A 14,010-nucleotide genomic window follows, 5' to 3' on the forward strand; every position below is an offset into this window, starting at 1 on the left:
CGGTCAGCTCGCCAGCAGCATGCGGTCGGTTTTCACGGCGAAATGGCCGATCAGGTCGGCGACAGTAACCTTCGCCTTCTCGTCGCCACCAATTTCGAGCCGAACGCGGCCGGCATCCAGCATGATCACGCGATGGCCGAAATCGACCGCGTGCTGCATGTTGTGGGTGACCATCAGCGTCGTCAGCTTCAGCGCCTCCACGGCGCGCACGGTAGCATCCATGACAATGTCGGCCGTGCGCGGGTCGAGTGCTGCCGTATGTTCGTCGAGCAGCAGCAGGTCGGGTGAGCCGCCCACCGCCATGATCAATGAGAGCGACTGGCGCTGGCCGCCCGAAAGCAGTTCAACGCGCGTGTCGAGGCGGTTTTCAAGGCCAAGGCCCAGGATGGAAAGGCGCTCGCGATAGGAAGTGAGCCGGGCAGCGGTCAGGCCGCGCCGCAACGTGCGCTTCGAGCTGCGCAATTCGGCAAGCAGCATGTTTTCGGCCACCGTCATGGAAGCGGCGGTGCCCTTCATCGGGTCCTGGAACACGCGCGCCAGCCGCACCGCGCGCTTGTGCACGGGCATGCCGGAAACGTCGTTGCCGTTGACCAGTATCTGTCCTGAATCGAGGCCCAGGGCGCCCGAAATGGCATTGAGCATGCTGCTCTTGCCGGCGCCGTTGGAGCCGATGACGACTCCGAACTCGCCGGTGGCAAGCTTCAGGTTCAGCCCGTCGAGGGCGACCTTTTCGTCTGCCTGTCCGCGGTAGAATGTTTTTTGCGCCGACCGGATTTCCAGCACGGGCACCTCCCTTTTACGGATGCGGCGGCGCGAACCGCGCCGCCGCATCTGTTGGATGACGACAAATCAGTCGACGAAGCAGTTGCAGTTTTCCAGCTCAGCCGGCAGCTCGGCGCCGAATTCCTTGAGGGTCGCCTTGTTGATCAGGGGCGCATGGTCCTCATAGGCCGGGCGGCTCGGAGCGATGGTCTTCGGGTCGGCGCCCTTCAGGATCTCGGCCGCGATCTTGCCGCCATTCATGCCGACCTGCGTGTAGTTGACGGCGAAGCTCGCCGGCACGATGCCCTTGCGCACGGCGTCGTCGTCGGAGTTGACGATCGGGATGCCGGCCTGGCGGGCAGCGGCGGCAACGGCGGCGATCGCCGGCTGCAGCAGGTTGGAGGCAGGCGTGTAGATCACGTCGGCCTTGCCGGCGAGGGAGGCGATGCGCTGCTGGATGTCGTTGACATTGTCGACGCCCACCGGAACGACCTCAAAACCGGCTGCCGGAGCGGCTTCCTTCACCTTGTCGAGCAGCGCCACGTCATTGGCCTCGCCCGGATTGTAGGGCTGGCCGAAGCGCTTGGCATTGGGCAGCAGCTTGCGCGTGAATTCCATCACCGCGGCGATGTCCTGCAGGTCGGTTGCGCCGGTGATGCCTTCGTCGCCGGCATCCCACGACGGAACCAGATTAGCCGCGACCGGATCGGTTACTGCGGTGAAGACGACCGGGATGCCCGAGCCGGCCAGCGCCTTCTTGGCGATCTGCGAAACCGGCGTGGTCACGGTGTAGATCAGCTTCGGGTTTTCCGCCTGCAGCTTGGCGATCATCTGCGGCACCAGCGAAGCGTCAAAATTGGTGTGGCTTTCGGTGTAGACGACGTCCGTGCCCTCGACATAGCCGGCGTCGGCCAGCGCCTTCTTGAAGCCGTCGATCGAGGCGTTGAGCTGCGGATGCTCGCCGAAATTGGCGATGCCGATCTTGATCGGATCAGCCAGCGCGGAGCCGATGCCCGCCGCGAAAACGCCAGCCGCCACGATGCCGCGCAGCCAGCCGGTCTTTGCCTTGTTCATGTCATTCCTCCCATATCGAAACCTGCCGCGACGATCGCGGACCGCAGCTGGTGGCTGCGATTGGAGAAGGATCATAGCCGGCGCAAATCACCTGTCAAACATTATATATAATTCTTGCGAAGCACCCTCATGATATATAACCCTTGTTACCGAGATGCAGAACGGCGAACACACCACCAAGACCGAAGCCGCCTACCAGACGCTGCGGCGGGACATTCTGGAGACGCGCCTGAGCCCCGGCCAGCACTTGAAGCTGGGCGCTCTGCGCACAGCCTATGGCATCGGCTGGACACCACTTCGAGAAGCCCTGTCGCGGCTGGAGGCGGAAGGCCTGGTGACGGCGGAGAGCAATCGCGGCTTTGCCGTCGCGCCCGTGTCGCGCGCTGAGCTGGAAGACCTCACCCGGGCACGGCAGGTGGTGGAGGTTCCGCTCTTCATCGAGTCGATCAAAAACGGCGGCAGCGACTGGGAAGAGGCTGTCGTGACGGCGCATTTTCGACTGTCGCGCTGCAAGCTGGCCGTGGACGATCCATCCGACGACGCCGTCAATGAATGGGACGAGAAGCACCAGGCCTTCCATGCCGCGCTGCTGAGCGCCGCCCACTCACGCTGGCTGCTCCACTTCCGCAAGACACTTGCCGACCAGTTGCGGCGGCATCATCGCTTCCTCGGCCTGGCGCCGACGCTTCGCGCCGCCGCCGGCCTCAAGAGCGGCTATGAGGAAGCCGTGGCCGCCCTGCGCGAAGCCATGGCTCTGGAGCACCACACCGCGCTGATGGAGGCCGCACTCGACCGCGATGTGGAACGCGCCAGGGCGTTGATGACCGAGCACATCGGCTACACGCTGCATGTCTACATTCACGCCGAGGAAGAGCGGTCGAGCTCCGCAGCTCCCGCAAAGGCCGAAGCGACCAGCTGATCATGATAGAGAAGACTGCTCCCCGTCGCCCGACGCTGGACGAGGTTCATGCCGCGCGGGACCGTCTCGCGCCGCATCTTGCCCGCACGCCTCTGATCCCTCTCGACCTTGGCCTGCCCGACCGCCAGATTTTCCTCAAGCTCGAAACGCTGTCGCCCATCGGCGCATTCAAGATCAGGCCCGCGCTCAATGCCGTGCTGACGCGCGATGCCACGGCCTTGCGCGACGGCGTCGCCACAGTTTCCTCCGGCAACATGGCCTATGGCATGGCCTGGGCCGCGCGCCGCGTGGGCATCCCGATGGCGGCCTACATGTATGCCGACGCGCCGAAGGCCAAGATAGATGGCGTGCAGAAACTCGGCGGCGAGGTGCGCTTCATCTCGCACGAGGCGTGGTGGCAATACATCACCGATGCCGAGCGCCCGGAGCTGACCGAACTTCTCATCAACCCGGTGACAGACCAGGCGGTGCTGGCCGGCAACGGCACCATTGGTCTGGAAATCGTGGAAGACCTGCCCGAAGTCGACTGCGTGCTGACGCCCTATGGCGGCGGCTCCCTGACCAGCGGTGTCGCTAGTGCGGTGAAGGCGCTGCGGCCCGAGGCAAAAGTCTTCGCGGTCGAAGGCGAGCACGCCGCGCCAGTCACGGCAGCCCTCGCCGCCGGCCGCATCGTCGATGTCGAAACCACGCCGGCCTTCATCAAGAGCATCGGCGGCCCTTCGCTACTGCCACAGATGTGGCCCCTGGTGCGCGAACTGATAGACGGCTCCGCCGTGGTCACGCTCGCCCAGGTGGTGGAGGCCATGCGGCTGCTGTTTGCCAGGGCGAGGATCGTTGCCGAAGGTGCAGGCGCTGCCGCACTTGCAGCAGCGATGACCAACCCGCACGCGACCGGCAATGTCGTCTGCATCGTCTCCGGCGGCAATATCGACGCCGAAGATTATATGCAGGTGCTGCGCGGGGAAATTCCTTCGGCCTGACCCCCTACGCGCTCACCGCGGCAAGAGGTGAGCCGACGAAAAGCCGACCGCCTCTTCCAGCTTCGCCGCGCAGTCGAGCAGGAAGCGGTCCTCGTGCCAGCGCCCGACAAGCTGCAGGCCGATCGGCAGGCCGGCGGACGACAAGCCGCTCGGAATGGACAGCGCGGGATGGCCCGTCAGGTTGAACGGGAAGGTGTAAGGATACCAGGCACCCCGGATCGTGCCTGCGTCCTGATCCGCGATCTCGACGCGGCCCAGCGGATCAAGCCCGACCGGCAGCGCCGGGGCCGAAAGTGTTGGCGAAGCAATCACGTCGCAGCGCTCGAGCACCTCCTGCACCTTGGCAAAGCAGGCAGTGCGCGCAAACTGCGCCTCGCAGAGATCGGCCGCCGAGTAATTCATGCCGGCCTTGATGGTCTCGATCAGGGTCGGATCGAGCTTTTCGGGGGTCTTTTCCATCGCCTTGCCAACGCGCGCCCAGAGCAGCGAGCGCAGCACGACCAGGAATGGCTCTTCCATAGATACGAAATCGAGCTCGACCGGCTCCACCTGCATGCCGAGCGCCTCGGCCTTGCGCATCGCCGCCACGGTCGCGGCCTCGACCTCCGGATCGAGGATATTGCCGCATTTCAGCAGAAAGCCGACGCGCACCGGCTTGACGGCATCGCGCTCGACCGGCGCGGGTGCCGCCTGGCCGAACGGATCGCGGCGGTCGGGTCCGGCCAGTACGTCGAACATCATCGCCGTGTCGGCGACGTTGCGCGCCATCGGCCCGACATAGGAATTCGCGCCGAACAGATCGGGCGCCTGCAGATTGGGGATGACGCCGAGCGTCGCTTTCAGGCCCACCACGCCGCAGCAGGCGGCGGGGATGCGTATCGAGCCCCCGCCGTCGGTGCCGAGCGCCAGCGGCCCCATGCCGGCCGCGACCGCCACGGCCGCGCCGCCGCTCGAGCCGCCGCAGGTGAAATCGGTGTTCCATGGGTTGAGCGTGCGGCCGAAGAACGGCCCTTCGGTAAAGGGCTTGTGCCCGAATTCCGGCGTCGTCGTCTTGCCGATCAGAACCGCGCCCGCCGCCCGCGCGCGGGCCACGCCGACCGCATCCGCCGCCGGGACCTGATCTGCATAAAGCGCCGAGCCTTGCGTGGTGGCAATGCCCTCGGTCGTGGTCAGGTCTTTTACCGAAAACGGCAGGCCGTGCAGCACGCCAAGCTCCTCGCCGCGCATGACGGCGGCCTCGGCCGCTTTGGCTTCTTTGCGGGCGCGCTCATGCGCCAGCGCCATGAAGGCATTGAGGTCGGAGCGTTCCTCGATGCGCGCGAAGGCCGCCTCCACAGCCTCGATCGGCGAAACCTCCTTCGCGCGGATCGCGGCGGCCAAGGCTACGGCGGACAGTTCAGCAATCTCGGTCATGGCAGCCCCCGGCGGAAAAATTCGGTCAGATCATCCAGCGGCCGCCGTCAATCAGCAGCGTCTGGCCGGTGATGAAGCGCGCGTCCTGGCTGGCGAGGAAGCAGACCACGCCAGCCACGTCTTCCGGTTCGCCCACGTAACCGGCCGGTGTCGCCGCCTTGATGCGGTCGAGCACCTCCGCCGGCATCTTGTCATGCGCGCGGGTGCGGATGGCGCCGGGCGCGACCGCGTTGACGGTCACGCCATGCGGCGCCAGCTCCCGCGCCAGCGAGCGCGTGAAGCCGACAATGCCCATCTTTGCCGTCGCATAGTCGACCAGCCCGGCATCGCCGACAAAGGCGGCGTCGCTCGACATGTTGACGATGCGACCGCCGCGCTCACGCATGGTGGGCGTAACCAGCCGCGACAAGCGCATGGTGCTGAATAGCGAGACTTCGAAGACAAAACGCCAGACATCTTCCTGCGAGGCATGGAAGGGCGCGGAGCGCTCGCGCCCGCTCTGGCCGACATTGTTGAAGAGGATATCGACCGGTCCGAATTTTTCCGTCGCTTCCGCATGGAAGCCTTCCAGCACGGCGGCGTCGATGCAGTCGCCGGCCATGGTCAGCACGCGGTCCTGCGGCAGGTCGCCAAGGCCTTCAGCCAAGCCGGCGGCATCGAGGTCGATTGCCGCGACGCGCGCGCCTTCCGTAACAAAGCGCCGGGCCGTCGCCGCGCCGATGCCGTTGCCGGCGCCGGTGACCATGGCGACTTTGCCCTCGAAACGACCCGTCCCTGCGCTCATGCGTTCAAACCTCAGTGGCCCCAATCAATGGAATGTGCGGCCACCGTCGACGGCCATGGCCGTGCCGGTGACATAGGACGACTCCGGCCCCGACAGCCAGAAGATCGCCGCCGCGATCTCGTCCGGCGTCGCGATGCGGCCGAGCGCATAGCGGTTGCGGATGGCGGCAAGGGCTGCGTCGGCGTCCTCTGTGATGCTGGAATGCAGCAGCGCCGTTTCCACAGCACCTGGGCACACCGTGTTGACGCGGATGCCGAACTCGGCCGCTTCCATGGAAAGCGATTTGGAGAACATCTGCAGGGCGGCCTTGGAAGCCGAATAGGCGCTGCGATGGCGCAGCGGCTGCAGCCCCGCGCCCGACGAGACGTTGACGATGGTGCCGCCGCCGGCAGCACGCAGATGCGGAAACGCCGCGCGGCAGACATGCATCGGGCCGCTGAGATTGACGGCCATGATGCGAGCCCAGGCCTCGTCGCTGATCGCCTCGATCGGGCTCACCAGGTCGACGCCAGCCGAATTGACCACGCCGTCGATGCCGCCAAGTGCTTCCGCGCAGGCTTCGATGGCCTGAGCCACCTCGGTAGAAATGGCTACGTCACAAACGGCAGTGTGGATGGTTTCAGCATCGAAACGCTCGGCCAAGCCCGCCAATGCCCGCGCATCGCGATCAAGGCAGCCGACCTTGCCGCCTGCCGCCACGAAGCGCTCAACAGTCGCAAGCCCGATGCCCTGTGCCGCGCCCGTCACGACGATGCGACGACCCGCAAAACCCTCGCTCACAGCCCGGCTGCCTTCAGCTTCGGGCGCATGTCGTCGACGATCTCGTCGCAGCGGCCGATCCAGACATTGGGGTGGCTCAGCGCGTGCTCGATCAGCGCTTCCAGCGCCTTCAGCCGCGAGGGCTGGCCGATGAGCTGCGGGTGCATGCCCACCATCATCATGCGGCCTTCGGCATAGAGCGTGTCGAACTCCGACTTCCACACCTCGGCCACGGCCGAGGGCGCCTGCATGGTGCGGCCGGGCAGCACGATCGAATACTGGAAGAACGGCGCGTCATCGAGCACCCAGCGGAAGGGCAGCTCGACGATGTCGGTCTTCTTGCCTTCCACCGTGTGCAGATAGGGCGAGTCGTCGTCGAAGAAGTTGGACGAGTAGTCGAAGCCGTATTCCACCAGCATCGGCATGGTGACGGCGCTGATCTCGGCCGCCGGCGAACGCCAGCCGCGCGGCTTGCGGCCGGTGACGCGCTGGATCGCCTCGATGCCCTTCTCCATCTCCTCGCGCTCCTGCTCGGGCGTGAGGCTAAGGATCCAGGCGTGGCTGTAGCTGTGGTGCGCGATCTCGTGGCCGGCCTTTAGTATCTGTTCCATCAACTCCGGACGCTGGTCGATGACGAGACCAGGCACGAAGAAGGTGGAGGTGACGCCGTAGCGCGCCAGCAGTTCCAGCACGCGGCCAGTGCCGACCTTCCAGCCATACGCGCCCTGCGACATCAGGATCGGCCGCGAGGCATAGGAGGGGTCGCGCGCCGTCCACATGGTCTCGGCGTCGAGATCAAAGGTGAGGAACAGTGGAAATCCCTTGCTCGTCAAGCTCATGTCGGTACCCGTATTTTCAGATGAAGCGGTGGAAGCCGGTCCAGCGCTCGGCCAGCCACAGAACGACGACCGTGGCGACGATCAGAAGCGTCGAGACCGCGGCGATGCTGGGGTCGACGCCCATTTCCACCGAGGAGAAGATCAGGATCGGCAGCGTCGTCTGCTTGGCGCTGGCGACGAAAATGGTGACCGGCACGTTCTCCATCGACGTCACGAAGGCGAACAGCGCACCGGCGACGAGGCCGGGCTTGATGAGCGGCAGGGTCACAAGCCGGAAGGCGGTGAAACCATTGGCCCCCAGCACGCGCGCGGCCTCCTCCACCGACATGTCGACGCCGGAGAGACTGGCGAGCGCGGAGCGCACGATATAGGGCACGGTGATGATGACATGCGCGAGCAGCAGCGCGGCAAAGCTGCCGCGCCAGCCGATCATGCTGTAATATTGCAGCAGCGCCACGCCGATCACGACCGAGGGCAGGATCAGCGGCGCCATCAGGAACGACGTCAGCGCCTCCGTGCCCGGCAGCATGCGCTTGAACAGCGCATAGGCCGCCGCCACGCCCAGCACCAGCGAGATCGCGGTGGAGCCCACCGCCAGCGTCAGGCTGATGCGGATCGCGTCGAGATAGACGGGATCGCTCAGCACCTTGGCGAACCATTTCAGGGTCAGCCCCTGCGGCGGGATCGTCAGGTAGGAAGTCGTGCTGAAGGCCGCGAGCACCACGACGATGACCGGCAACTGCAGGAACAATATGACCAGCAGCGCAATCGAGGTGATGGTGAAGCCCGGTTTGCTCTCGTTCATGCCATGCCCGCCCAGCGTTTGGTGATGCGACTGGAAGCCCAGATGATGGCGATGGCGATGACCGTCAGCGAGAACGACAGCGCCGAGCCGCTCGGCCAGTCGAGAAGCTGCATGTATTCGTCGTAGATCAGCGTCGCCATGACCTTGTAGGTCGGCCCACCCAGCATGCGCGGGGTGACCAGCGCGCTGATGGTGAGCACGAAGACCAGGATCGAGCCGGAGATGATGCCCGGCGCCGTCAGCGGCAGCGTCACGGAAGTGAAGACATGGCTGCGGCTGGAGCCAAGCGTAGCAGCGGCCGCTTCGACATCGCGCGGCACGTTCTGGAGTGCGGCCACCAGCATCAGCACCATGAATGGCAGGTAGATATGGGTCATGCCGATCATGAGGCCGGTGAGGTTGAACATCAGCTTCAGCGGCGCGCCGATCAGCCCTGTCTGGATCAGAAAATTGTTGACCAGCCCGCGATTGGACAGGAGCGCGATCCAGCCGAAGGAGCGCACGACGAGATTGAGCATCAGCGGGAAGATGACCAGCAGCGTCAGCGGCAGGCGCAGCCGCGCCGGCCCGCGCACGATGAGATAGGCCACGGGATAGCCTAGCAGCAGGCACGAAACGGTGACGCCAAGCCCGAGATAGAGCGTGCGCCACACCACCTCGCGATAATAGTCGTCGGCGATGATGCGGATGTAGTTTTCCAGCGTCCAGGAATCGGTGACGATGCCCACGCCGGGCGAATATTCATGGAAGCTGGTCGGCGCCAGCAGCAGCACCGGGACAATGAAGGCGCCGACAAGCAGCAGCGCCAGCGGCCCGAAAAGCAGCGCGCCCGCCTTCCAGTTGCTCACGAGCGCGCTCCCTTGGCCACGAGCGCGAAGACGTTGGCCGGTGCGACCGCGAGGAAGACCGACGCGTCCTTTTCGAGGTTGCTCGCAGCGCCGCTCGACGGCGCCTCGACCACGACTTCGGCGCCCGCGCCGATGCGCACCACATACTGCACATGCGCGCCCGAGAAGGAGCGCAGTTGCACCGTGCCGGGAATGGAGTTAGCCGAGGCTTCGGCGGGCGTTGTGCGCAGCTCAATGGCCTCCTGCCGCAGGAACAGCTCGACCTCGTCGCCGACCGCCGCTTCCAGCCGGTCGGCGTTCAGCGTCAGCCCGCCGCCGATCTCGACCGTGCCCCCTGCCCCGTTGCGGCTCGCGACCTTACCGGGCAGCCGGTTGGGCTTACCGATGAAGCTCGCCACGAAGGCGGTCGCGGGGCGGTGATAGATGTCCTCTGGCGAAGCGAACTGCTCGATATTGCCCTGCGCCATCACGCAGACGCGGTCCGAGAGCGACAGCGCCTCGGCCTGGTCGTGGGTGACGAAAAGCGTGGTAATGCCGAGTTCACGCTGAAGGCGCTTCAGCTCAATCTGCATCTCGTCCCGCAGCTTGGCGTCGAGGTTCGACAGTGGCTCGTCGAACAATAGCACGTCGGGGCGCGGCGCGATCGCGCGGGCCATGGCGACGCGCTGCTGCTGGCCGCCCGACATCTGGCGCGGATAGCGGTCGCCGAAGGCATCGAGCCGCACCAGCGCCAGCGCATCCTTCACGCGCTTTTCAAGCTCTGCGCCCTTTATGCCCTGCCGGCGCAAGCCGAAAGCGAGGTTCTCGAACACAGTGAGATGCGGAAACAACGCATAGGACTGGAACACCAGCCCGATCCGCCGCTTGTTCGGCGGCAGCACGGTAATCTCGCGCTCGCCGATTGTGATCTTGCCTCCGGTCGGCGCAATCAGGCCGGCGACCATGCGCAGCACCGTCGTCTTGCCGCAGCCGGAAGGCCCAAGCAGCGACACGAACTCGCCATTGGCGATCTCCAGCGAGAGGTCGCGCACGATGACGGCGTCGCCGTAGTGCTTCGAAAGATGGTCGAGTTTCAGGCTGCTCACGATCTACCTCGGAGGTTCCGCGGCGGGCGCTTCAAATGCCCGCCGCCGATAAAGCTTGTCAGCGCGCGACTTCGCGCTGCCACTGGCGCGTCCACTCGGGCAGCTTCTGCGACATAGTGTTGGGGTCCAGGAACAGGAGCATTTCGACGACCTCACCGGTCGGCACGATCTTGGAGGCCTCGTCGGAGAGCTTCACGTTCTTGTTGACCGAGCCGATGAAGGCGGCTTCCGAGAAGCACTTCTGGCTCTCGGCCGACAGCACCTGATCGATGAACTTCAGCGCGAGATCGCTCTTCTGCGTGCCCTTGGGCATGACCACGCTGGGCTTAATGGCAACCGCGCCCTCCTGCGGATAGGCGACCGCCACCGGCAGGCCCTTCTGCGCGGCAACGCCGGCGCGGTCCGGATACCAGACGGCGATGTCCACCTCGCCGCGCTCGAACAGAGACACGACCTGGTCGGCCTGCGTGTAGAGCACCACCGAGTTCTCGGCCAGCGGCTTGATGGCCTTCAGGCCGGGGGTGATGTCCTCGAGCGAGCCGCCTTCCATCTTGTTGACGGCCATCAGGAACTGCCAGCCGGTGGTGCCGGAAATGTCGCCAATGGTGACGCGGCCGGCATATTTCGGGTCGAACAGGTCCTTCCACGAGGTCGGCGGCGTGGTCACCGTCTGCGGGTTGTAGACGAGAGTGGTCGCGCTCAGCATCGCCACGACATAGGCGTCGTCCGCGCCCCAGGCGTCGGGGACGATCTCGTCGGCGTGGGTCAGCTTGGAGCGGTCGAGCTTCTCGGTCAGGCCTTCGTTCTTGAGCTGGGCGGCGAAGGCATCGTCCATGAACACGACGTCCATGTCGGACTCGCCTGCGGTGGCGCGCACGGAAGCGGCGTGCTGCGAGGAGTTCGCCAGCTTCAGCGTGACGGTCGCGCCGGTCGCCTTCTCGAAGGGCTCGACATAGCAGGCCTTGGCATTGTCGGCGAAGGAGCCGCCGAAGGCTCCCACGACCAGTTCCTCGGCGCCGGCGGCAGCCGGGAACAAGATGGCGCCGGCAAGAGCGGCGGCTTTGGCAATTCGGGCAGTGATTTTCATGTGCGCTCCCATTTCAGTGCGTGGGGCCAATTCCAGGCTTTTTATCTTTCCTGGCGCCGCGCCTGATGCGCCTGCGCCGGGCCGGACGCCTAACATGGAAGAATATGTCTTTCAAGAAAGAAAACCGGAAGATAAATTACCTGAACGGGAGCCTGCCGCAACGATGTGTCCGTTGCATGGCTTGCCGCGTGAAATTGAGTATGATGATTCCGAAGCAGACTGCCGGGAACGCGATGAAAGCTGAGCATGCCGAAATCTGGGCCAATGACAGGGTCGCGCGCGGCATGGCGCAATGGCGTCGCGAGCGCCCCGACATCGATTGTTCGGGCAAGGCCGTGGTCGGGCGCATCCTGCATCTGCACGACGTCATCCTGCGCGCGGTGGATCGCGTGCTTGCCCGCCACGGGCTAAAATATCCGACCTATGCGGTGCTGGCCACCTTGCGCGTGGCCGGCAGCCCCTATCGCATGTCGCCGGGCGAACTGCTGGACACGCTGCTGCTCTCCTCCGGCGGACTGTCGAACCTTTTGCGTCGGATGGAGAAGGACGGCCTGGTGCGCCGCATGGCCGACGAGCGCGACGGCCGCGGCGTGATCGTCGAGCTGACGGAGGAAGGTCTGAAAATCGCCGATGCGGCCATGGCCGAGCACGCCGAGGTGGAGCGCAAGCTGGTCTCGGTGCTTTCGGACGATGCACTGGACATGACGGCCGACGCGCTCGGCATGATGATCGCCGCTTCCGAACGCTGAGGCGACCGGCGGAACTCCAAGCGGCGGGCGGCGCTATGTCGTCGCGCCGCCCGCCGTAAAAATAGTCAGTTCCAGACCATGTGGCCGGCGCCCATGTCCTGCCTCACCAGCTTCGGCGGCACGTAGTCCAGCCCGTGGACCGGGCTTGGCAGGTCGCCGTCGGTGCGCACGAAAGGCTTGCGCAGGCGGTCCGGATCAGCAACCGGCACTGCTTCCATCAGCTTCTTGGTATAAGCGTGCTGCGGGTTCTCGAACACCTGCGCGCGCGTGCCGGTTTCGACGAAGCGGCCCATATACATCACCGCCACGCGGTGGCTGATCTGCTCCACCACCGCCATGTCATGACTGATGAACAGGTAGGATATGCCGGTCTCGTTCTGGATGTCCTGAAGCAGGTCCAGCACCTGCGCCTGGATAGACACGTCGAGTGCTGCCACGCTTTCGTCGGCCACGATGACCTTCGGCGAGAGCGAAAGCGCGCGCGCGATGCAGATGCGCTGCCGCTGCCCACCCGAGAACTCGTGCGGATAGCGCTTCATCTGGTCGGCCGAGAGGCCGGTGCGCCGGAACAGATATTCCACGCGGTCGTTGAGTTCCGACCCAGAAGCCAGCCCGTGGATCACCAGCGGCTCGGCCACCAGGTCGCCCACCCGCATGCGCGGATCGAGCGAGGCATAGGGGTCCTGGAAGATCATCTGGATGTCGCGCAGCACCTGCTTGCGCTCGGGCCGCGTGAGGTTGGCGGTTTCCTTGCCGCCGACGCGGATGCTGCCGTTCCAGGGAATGAGATTGAGCAGCGCCTTGCCGGTGGTCGACTTGCCGCAGCCGGATTCGCCCACCAGCGACAGCGTCTCGCCCGGCTTGATCTGGAATGACACGCCTTCCACCGCGTGCACGCGCTTGACCGGGCGCTGCAAAATGCCGCCCTTGATGTCGAAGCGCACCACCAGGTTGTCGACTTCCACCACCGGCGCCTCGGCGGCGGCCTGCGTCGGCGCGGCTTCCTCGCCCTTCGGCTGGGCAGGCGCCCGCTTGGGCTGGGTCGTGCCCGTCATTTCGCCGAGGCGCGGCACGGCAGCGAGCAGCGTGCGGGTATACTCGTCAGCAGGCTGGGTGAAGATCTGCTTCAGCGGTCCGCTTTCGACCTCCATGCCGCGGTTCATCACCAGCACGCGGTCGGCCATCTCGGCCACCACGCCCATGTCGTGGGTGATGAGCATCACGGAAATGCCGTTCTGGGCCTGGAGTTCGCGGATCAGCGCCAGGATCTGCGCCTGGACGGTCACGTCGAGCGCGGTCGTCGGCTCGTCGGCAATGAGGATTTCGGGTTTCTGCGCGAGCGCGATGGCGATCATCACGCGCTGGCGCATGCCGCCTGAAAGCTCGTGCGGATACTGGTCGAGCCGGCGTGCCGCGTCGGAAATCTGGACCTGGTCGAGAAGGTCCTTCGCCGCCTTCCTTGCTTCGGCTGCGGAAACGGGCTTGTGGGCGACGATGGCCTCGGCAAGCTGCCGCCCGACGGTCAGCACCGGATTGAGCGAGGTCATCGGCTCCTGGAAGATCATGCCGATGTGCCTGCCGCGCACATGGCGCATCTGGCTTTCGGAAAGTGCCAAGATGTTCTTGCCGTTGAGCATGGCCGTGCCGGAGGCAACCCGCGCCATTGGCTTGGGCAGCAATTGCATCAGCGACAGCGCGGTCATCGACTTGCCCGAGCCGCTTTCTCCGGCGATGCACAGCGTCTCGCCGCGAGCCAGGTCGAACGATAGCCGGTTCACCACGATCTTTGCGCCCTCGGGCGTCGCCACCTGGGTTACGAGATCTTTGACGCTGAGAAGCGTGTCCTGCGTTGGCTTGTTCATTATGCCTGGATAGCTCCGAGAGGGGGAGCGGGACGCGGACGAAT

Annotated in this window: 15 protein-coding genes; 4 read left to right on the plus strand and 11 right to left on the minus strand. The window is 65.3% G+C overall.

The annotated features are described in order from the left end of the window. Positions 1 to 3: 3 nt before the first annotated feature. Positions 4 to 783 carry an ABC transporter ATP-binding protein gene (locus tag ABLE86_RS19865; protein ID WP_348780717.1) on the minus strand — a complete coding sequence of 260 codons (780 nt, stop codon included), beginning with the start codon at positions 781 to 783 and terminating at the stop codon, positions 4 to 6. A gap of 66 nt (positions 784 to 849) precedes the next feature. Next, the gene (locus ABLE86_RS19870; protein ID WP_348780718.1) at positions 850 to 1,836 is read right to left on the minus strand and encodes an ABC transporter substrate-binding protein; all 987 of its coding nucleotides are present in this window, start codon (positions 1,834 to 1,836) and stop codon (positions 850 to 852) included. Between the two features lie 154 nt (positions 1,837 to 1,990). On the opposite strand from ABLE86_RS19870, the gene ABLE86_RS19875 reads away from it, so the two are divergent. Then, positions 1,991 to 2,755: a GntR family transcriptional regulator gene (locus tag ABLE86_RS19875; protein WP_348780719.1), complete on the plus strand. Its 765-nt coding sequence runs from the start codon at positions 1,991 to 1,993 to the stop codon at positions 2,753 to 2,755. A 2-nt stretch (positions 2,756 to 2,757) separates the two neighbouring features. Then, complete coding sequence (locus ABLE86_RS19880; RefSeq protein ID WP_348780720.1) at positions 2,758 to 3,735, plus strand: pyridoxal-phosphate dependent enzyme; 978 nt, start codon at positions 2,758 to 2,760, stop codon at positions 3,733 to 3,735. Between the two features lie 12 nt (positions 3,736 to 3,747). On the opposite strand, the gene ABLE86_RS19885 is transcribed toward ABLE86_RS19880, so the two are convergent. Genes ABLE86_RS19885 through ABLE86_RS19920 form a run of 8 tightly spaced genes read right to left on the minus strand, consistent with a single transcriptional unit; the run spans position 3,748 to position 11,355 of the window. Next, positions 3,748 to 5,148 carry an amidase family protein gene (locus tag ABLE86_RS19885; RefSeq protein ID WP_348780721.1) on the minus strand — a complete coding sequence of 467 codons (1,401 nt, stop codon included), beginning with the start codon at positions 5,146 to 5,148 and terminating at the stop codon, positions 3,748 to 3,750. 25 nt (positions 5,149 to 5,173) lie between these two features. Next, positions 5,174 to 5,932 carry an SDR family NAD(P)-dependent oxidoreductase gene (locus ABLE86_RS19890; protein WP_348780722.1) on the minus strand — a complete coding sequence of 253 codons (759 nt, stop codon included), beginning with the start codon at positions 5,930 to 5,932 and terminating at the stop codon, positions 5,174 to 5,176. A gap of 24 nt (positions 5,933 to 5,956) precedes the next feature. Continuing rightward, the gene (locus ABLE86_RS19895; protein ID WP_348780723.1) at positions 5,957 to 6,712 is read right to left on the minus strand and encodes an SDR family oxidoreductase; all 756 of its coding nucleotides are present in this window, start codon (positions 6,710 to 6,712) and stop codon (positions 5,957 to 5,959) included. Further along, a complete protein-coding gene (locus tag ABLE86_RS19900; protein WP_209709991.1) occupies positions 6,709 to 7,530 on the minus strand; it encodes a polysaccharide deacetylase in 822 nt (273 codons plus the stop codon). The genes ABLE86_RS19895 and ABLE86_RS19900 overlap by 4 nt, the downstream gene beginning before the upstream one ends. A gap of 16 nt (positions 7,531 to 7,546) precedes the next feature. After that, on the minus strand, positions 7,547 to 8,335 hold the full coding sequence (locus tag ABLE86_RS19905) for an ABC transporter permease (RefSeq protein ID WP_348780724.1): 789 nt from the start codon (positions 8,333 to 8,335) through the stop codon (positions 7,547 to 7,549). Then, positions 8,332 to 9,183, minus strand: a complete 852-nt coding sequence (locus ABLE86_RS19910) for an ABC transporter permease (protein WP_348780725.1) — start codon at positions 9,181 to 9,183, stop codon at positions 8,332 to 8,334. The genes ABLE86_RS19905 and ABLE86_RS19910 overlap by 4 nt, the downstream gene beginning before the upstream one ends. After that, positions 9,180 to 10,268 (minus strand): ABC transporter ATP-binding protein, encoded by a 1,089-nt coding sequence (locus ABLE86_RS19915; RefSeq protein ID WP_348780726.1) that lies wholly within the window; start codon positions 10,266 to 10,268, stop codon positions 9,180 to 9,182. Before ABLE86_RS19915 ends, ABLE86_RS19910 begins: the two co-directional genes overlap by 4 nt. Before the next feature lie 58 nt (positions 10,269 to 10,326). Next, the gene (locus ABLE86_RS19920; RefSeq protein ID WP_348780727.1) at positions 10,327 to 11,355 is read right to left on the minus strand and encodes an ABC transporter substrate-binding protein; all 1,029 of its coding nucleotides are present in this window, start codon (positions 11,353 to 11,355) and stop codon (positions 10,327 to 10,329) included. A gap of 94 nt (positions 11,356 to 11,449) precedes the next feature. Between ABLE86_RS19920 and ABLE86_RS19925 the strand changes: the two genes are divergently transcribed. After that, positions 11,450 to 11,599: a hypothetical protein gene (locus tag ABLE86_RS19925; protein WP_348780728.1), complete on the plus strand. Its 150-nt coding sequence runs from the start codon at positions 11,450 to 11,452 to the stop codon at positions 11,597 to 11,599. Then, the gene (locus ABLE86_RS19930) at positions 11,589 to 12,104 is read left to right on the plus strand and encodes a MarR family transcriptional regulator (RefSeq protein WP_348780729.1); all 516 of its coding nucleotides are present in this window, start codon (positions 11,589 to 11,591) and stop codon (positions 12,102 to 12,104) included. The genes ABLE86_RS19925 and ABLE86_RS19930 overlap by 11 nt, the downstream gene beginning before the upstream one ends. A 65-nt stretch (positions 12,105 to 12,169) precedes the next feature. On the opposite strand, the gene ABLE86_RS19935 is transcribed toward ABLE86_RS19930, so the two are convergent. Further along, entirely contained in the window at positions 12,170 to 13,966 is a 1,797-nt protein-coding gene (locus tag ABLE86_RS19935; RefSeq protein WP_348780730.1) for an ABC transporter ATP-binding protein, read from the minus strand. Between the last annotated feature and the right edge of the window lie 44 nt (positions 13,967 to 14,010).

The sequence above is a fragment of the Mesorhizobium sp. KR2-14 genome (assembly GCF_040049255.1).
Taxonomy (GTDB): Bacteria; Pseudomonadota; Alphaproteobacteria; order Rhizobiales; family Rhizobiaceae; genus Pseudaminobacter.

What these genes read in the sequence shown, in the direction of transcription:
- ABLE86_RS19935 (WP_348780730.1), bottom strand. Translation starts at nt 13,966, where the DNA reads ATGAACAAGCCAACGCAGGACACGCTTCTCAGCGTCAAAGATCTCGTA.
- ABLE86_RS19870 (WP_348780718.1), bottom strand. Translation starts at nt 1,836, where the DNA reads ATGAACAAGGCAAAGACCGGCTGGCTGCGCGGCATCGTGGCGGCTGGC.
- ABLE86_RS19930 (WP_348780729.1), top strand. Translation starts at nt 11,589, where the DNA reads ATGAAAGCTGAGCATGCCGAAATCTGGGCCAATGACAGGGTCGCGCGC.
- ABLE86_RS19875 (WP_348780719.1), top strand. Translation starts at nt 1,991, where the DNA reads ATGCAGAACGGCGAACACACCACCAAGACCGAAGCCGCCTACCAGACG.
- ABLE86_RS19920 (WP_348780727.1), bottom strand. Translation starts at nt 11,355, where the DNA reads ATGAAAATCACTGCCCGAATTGCCAAAGCCGCCGCTCTTGCCGGCGCC.
- ABLE86_RS19925 (WP_348780728.1), top strand. Translation starts at nt 11,450, where the DNA reads ATGGAAGAATATGTCTTTCAAGAAAGAAAACCGGAAGATAAATTACCT.
- ABLE86_RS19905 (WP_348780724.1), bottom strand. Translation starts at nt 8,335, where the DNA reads ATGAACGAGAGCAAACCGGGCTTCACCATCACCTCGATTGCGCTGCTG.
- ABLE86_RS19900 (WP_209709991.1), bottom strand. Translation starts at nt 7,530, where the DNA reads ATGAGCTTGACGAGCAAGGGATTTCCACTGTTCCTCACCTTTGATCTC.
- ABLE86_RS19890 (WP_348780722.1), bottom strand. Translation starts at nt 5,932, where the DNA reads ATGAGCGCAGGGACGGGTCGTTTCGAGGGCAAAGTCGCCATGGTCACC.
- ABLE86_RS19885 (WP_348780721.1), bottom strand. Translation starts at nt 5,148, where the DNA reads ATGACCGAGATTGCTGAACTGTCCGCCGTAGCCTTGGCCGCCGCGATC.
- ABLE86_RS19880 (WP_348780720.1), top strand. Translation starts at nt 2,758, where the DNA reads ATGATAGAGAAGACTGCTCCCCGTCGCCCGACGCTGGACGAGGTTCAT.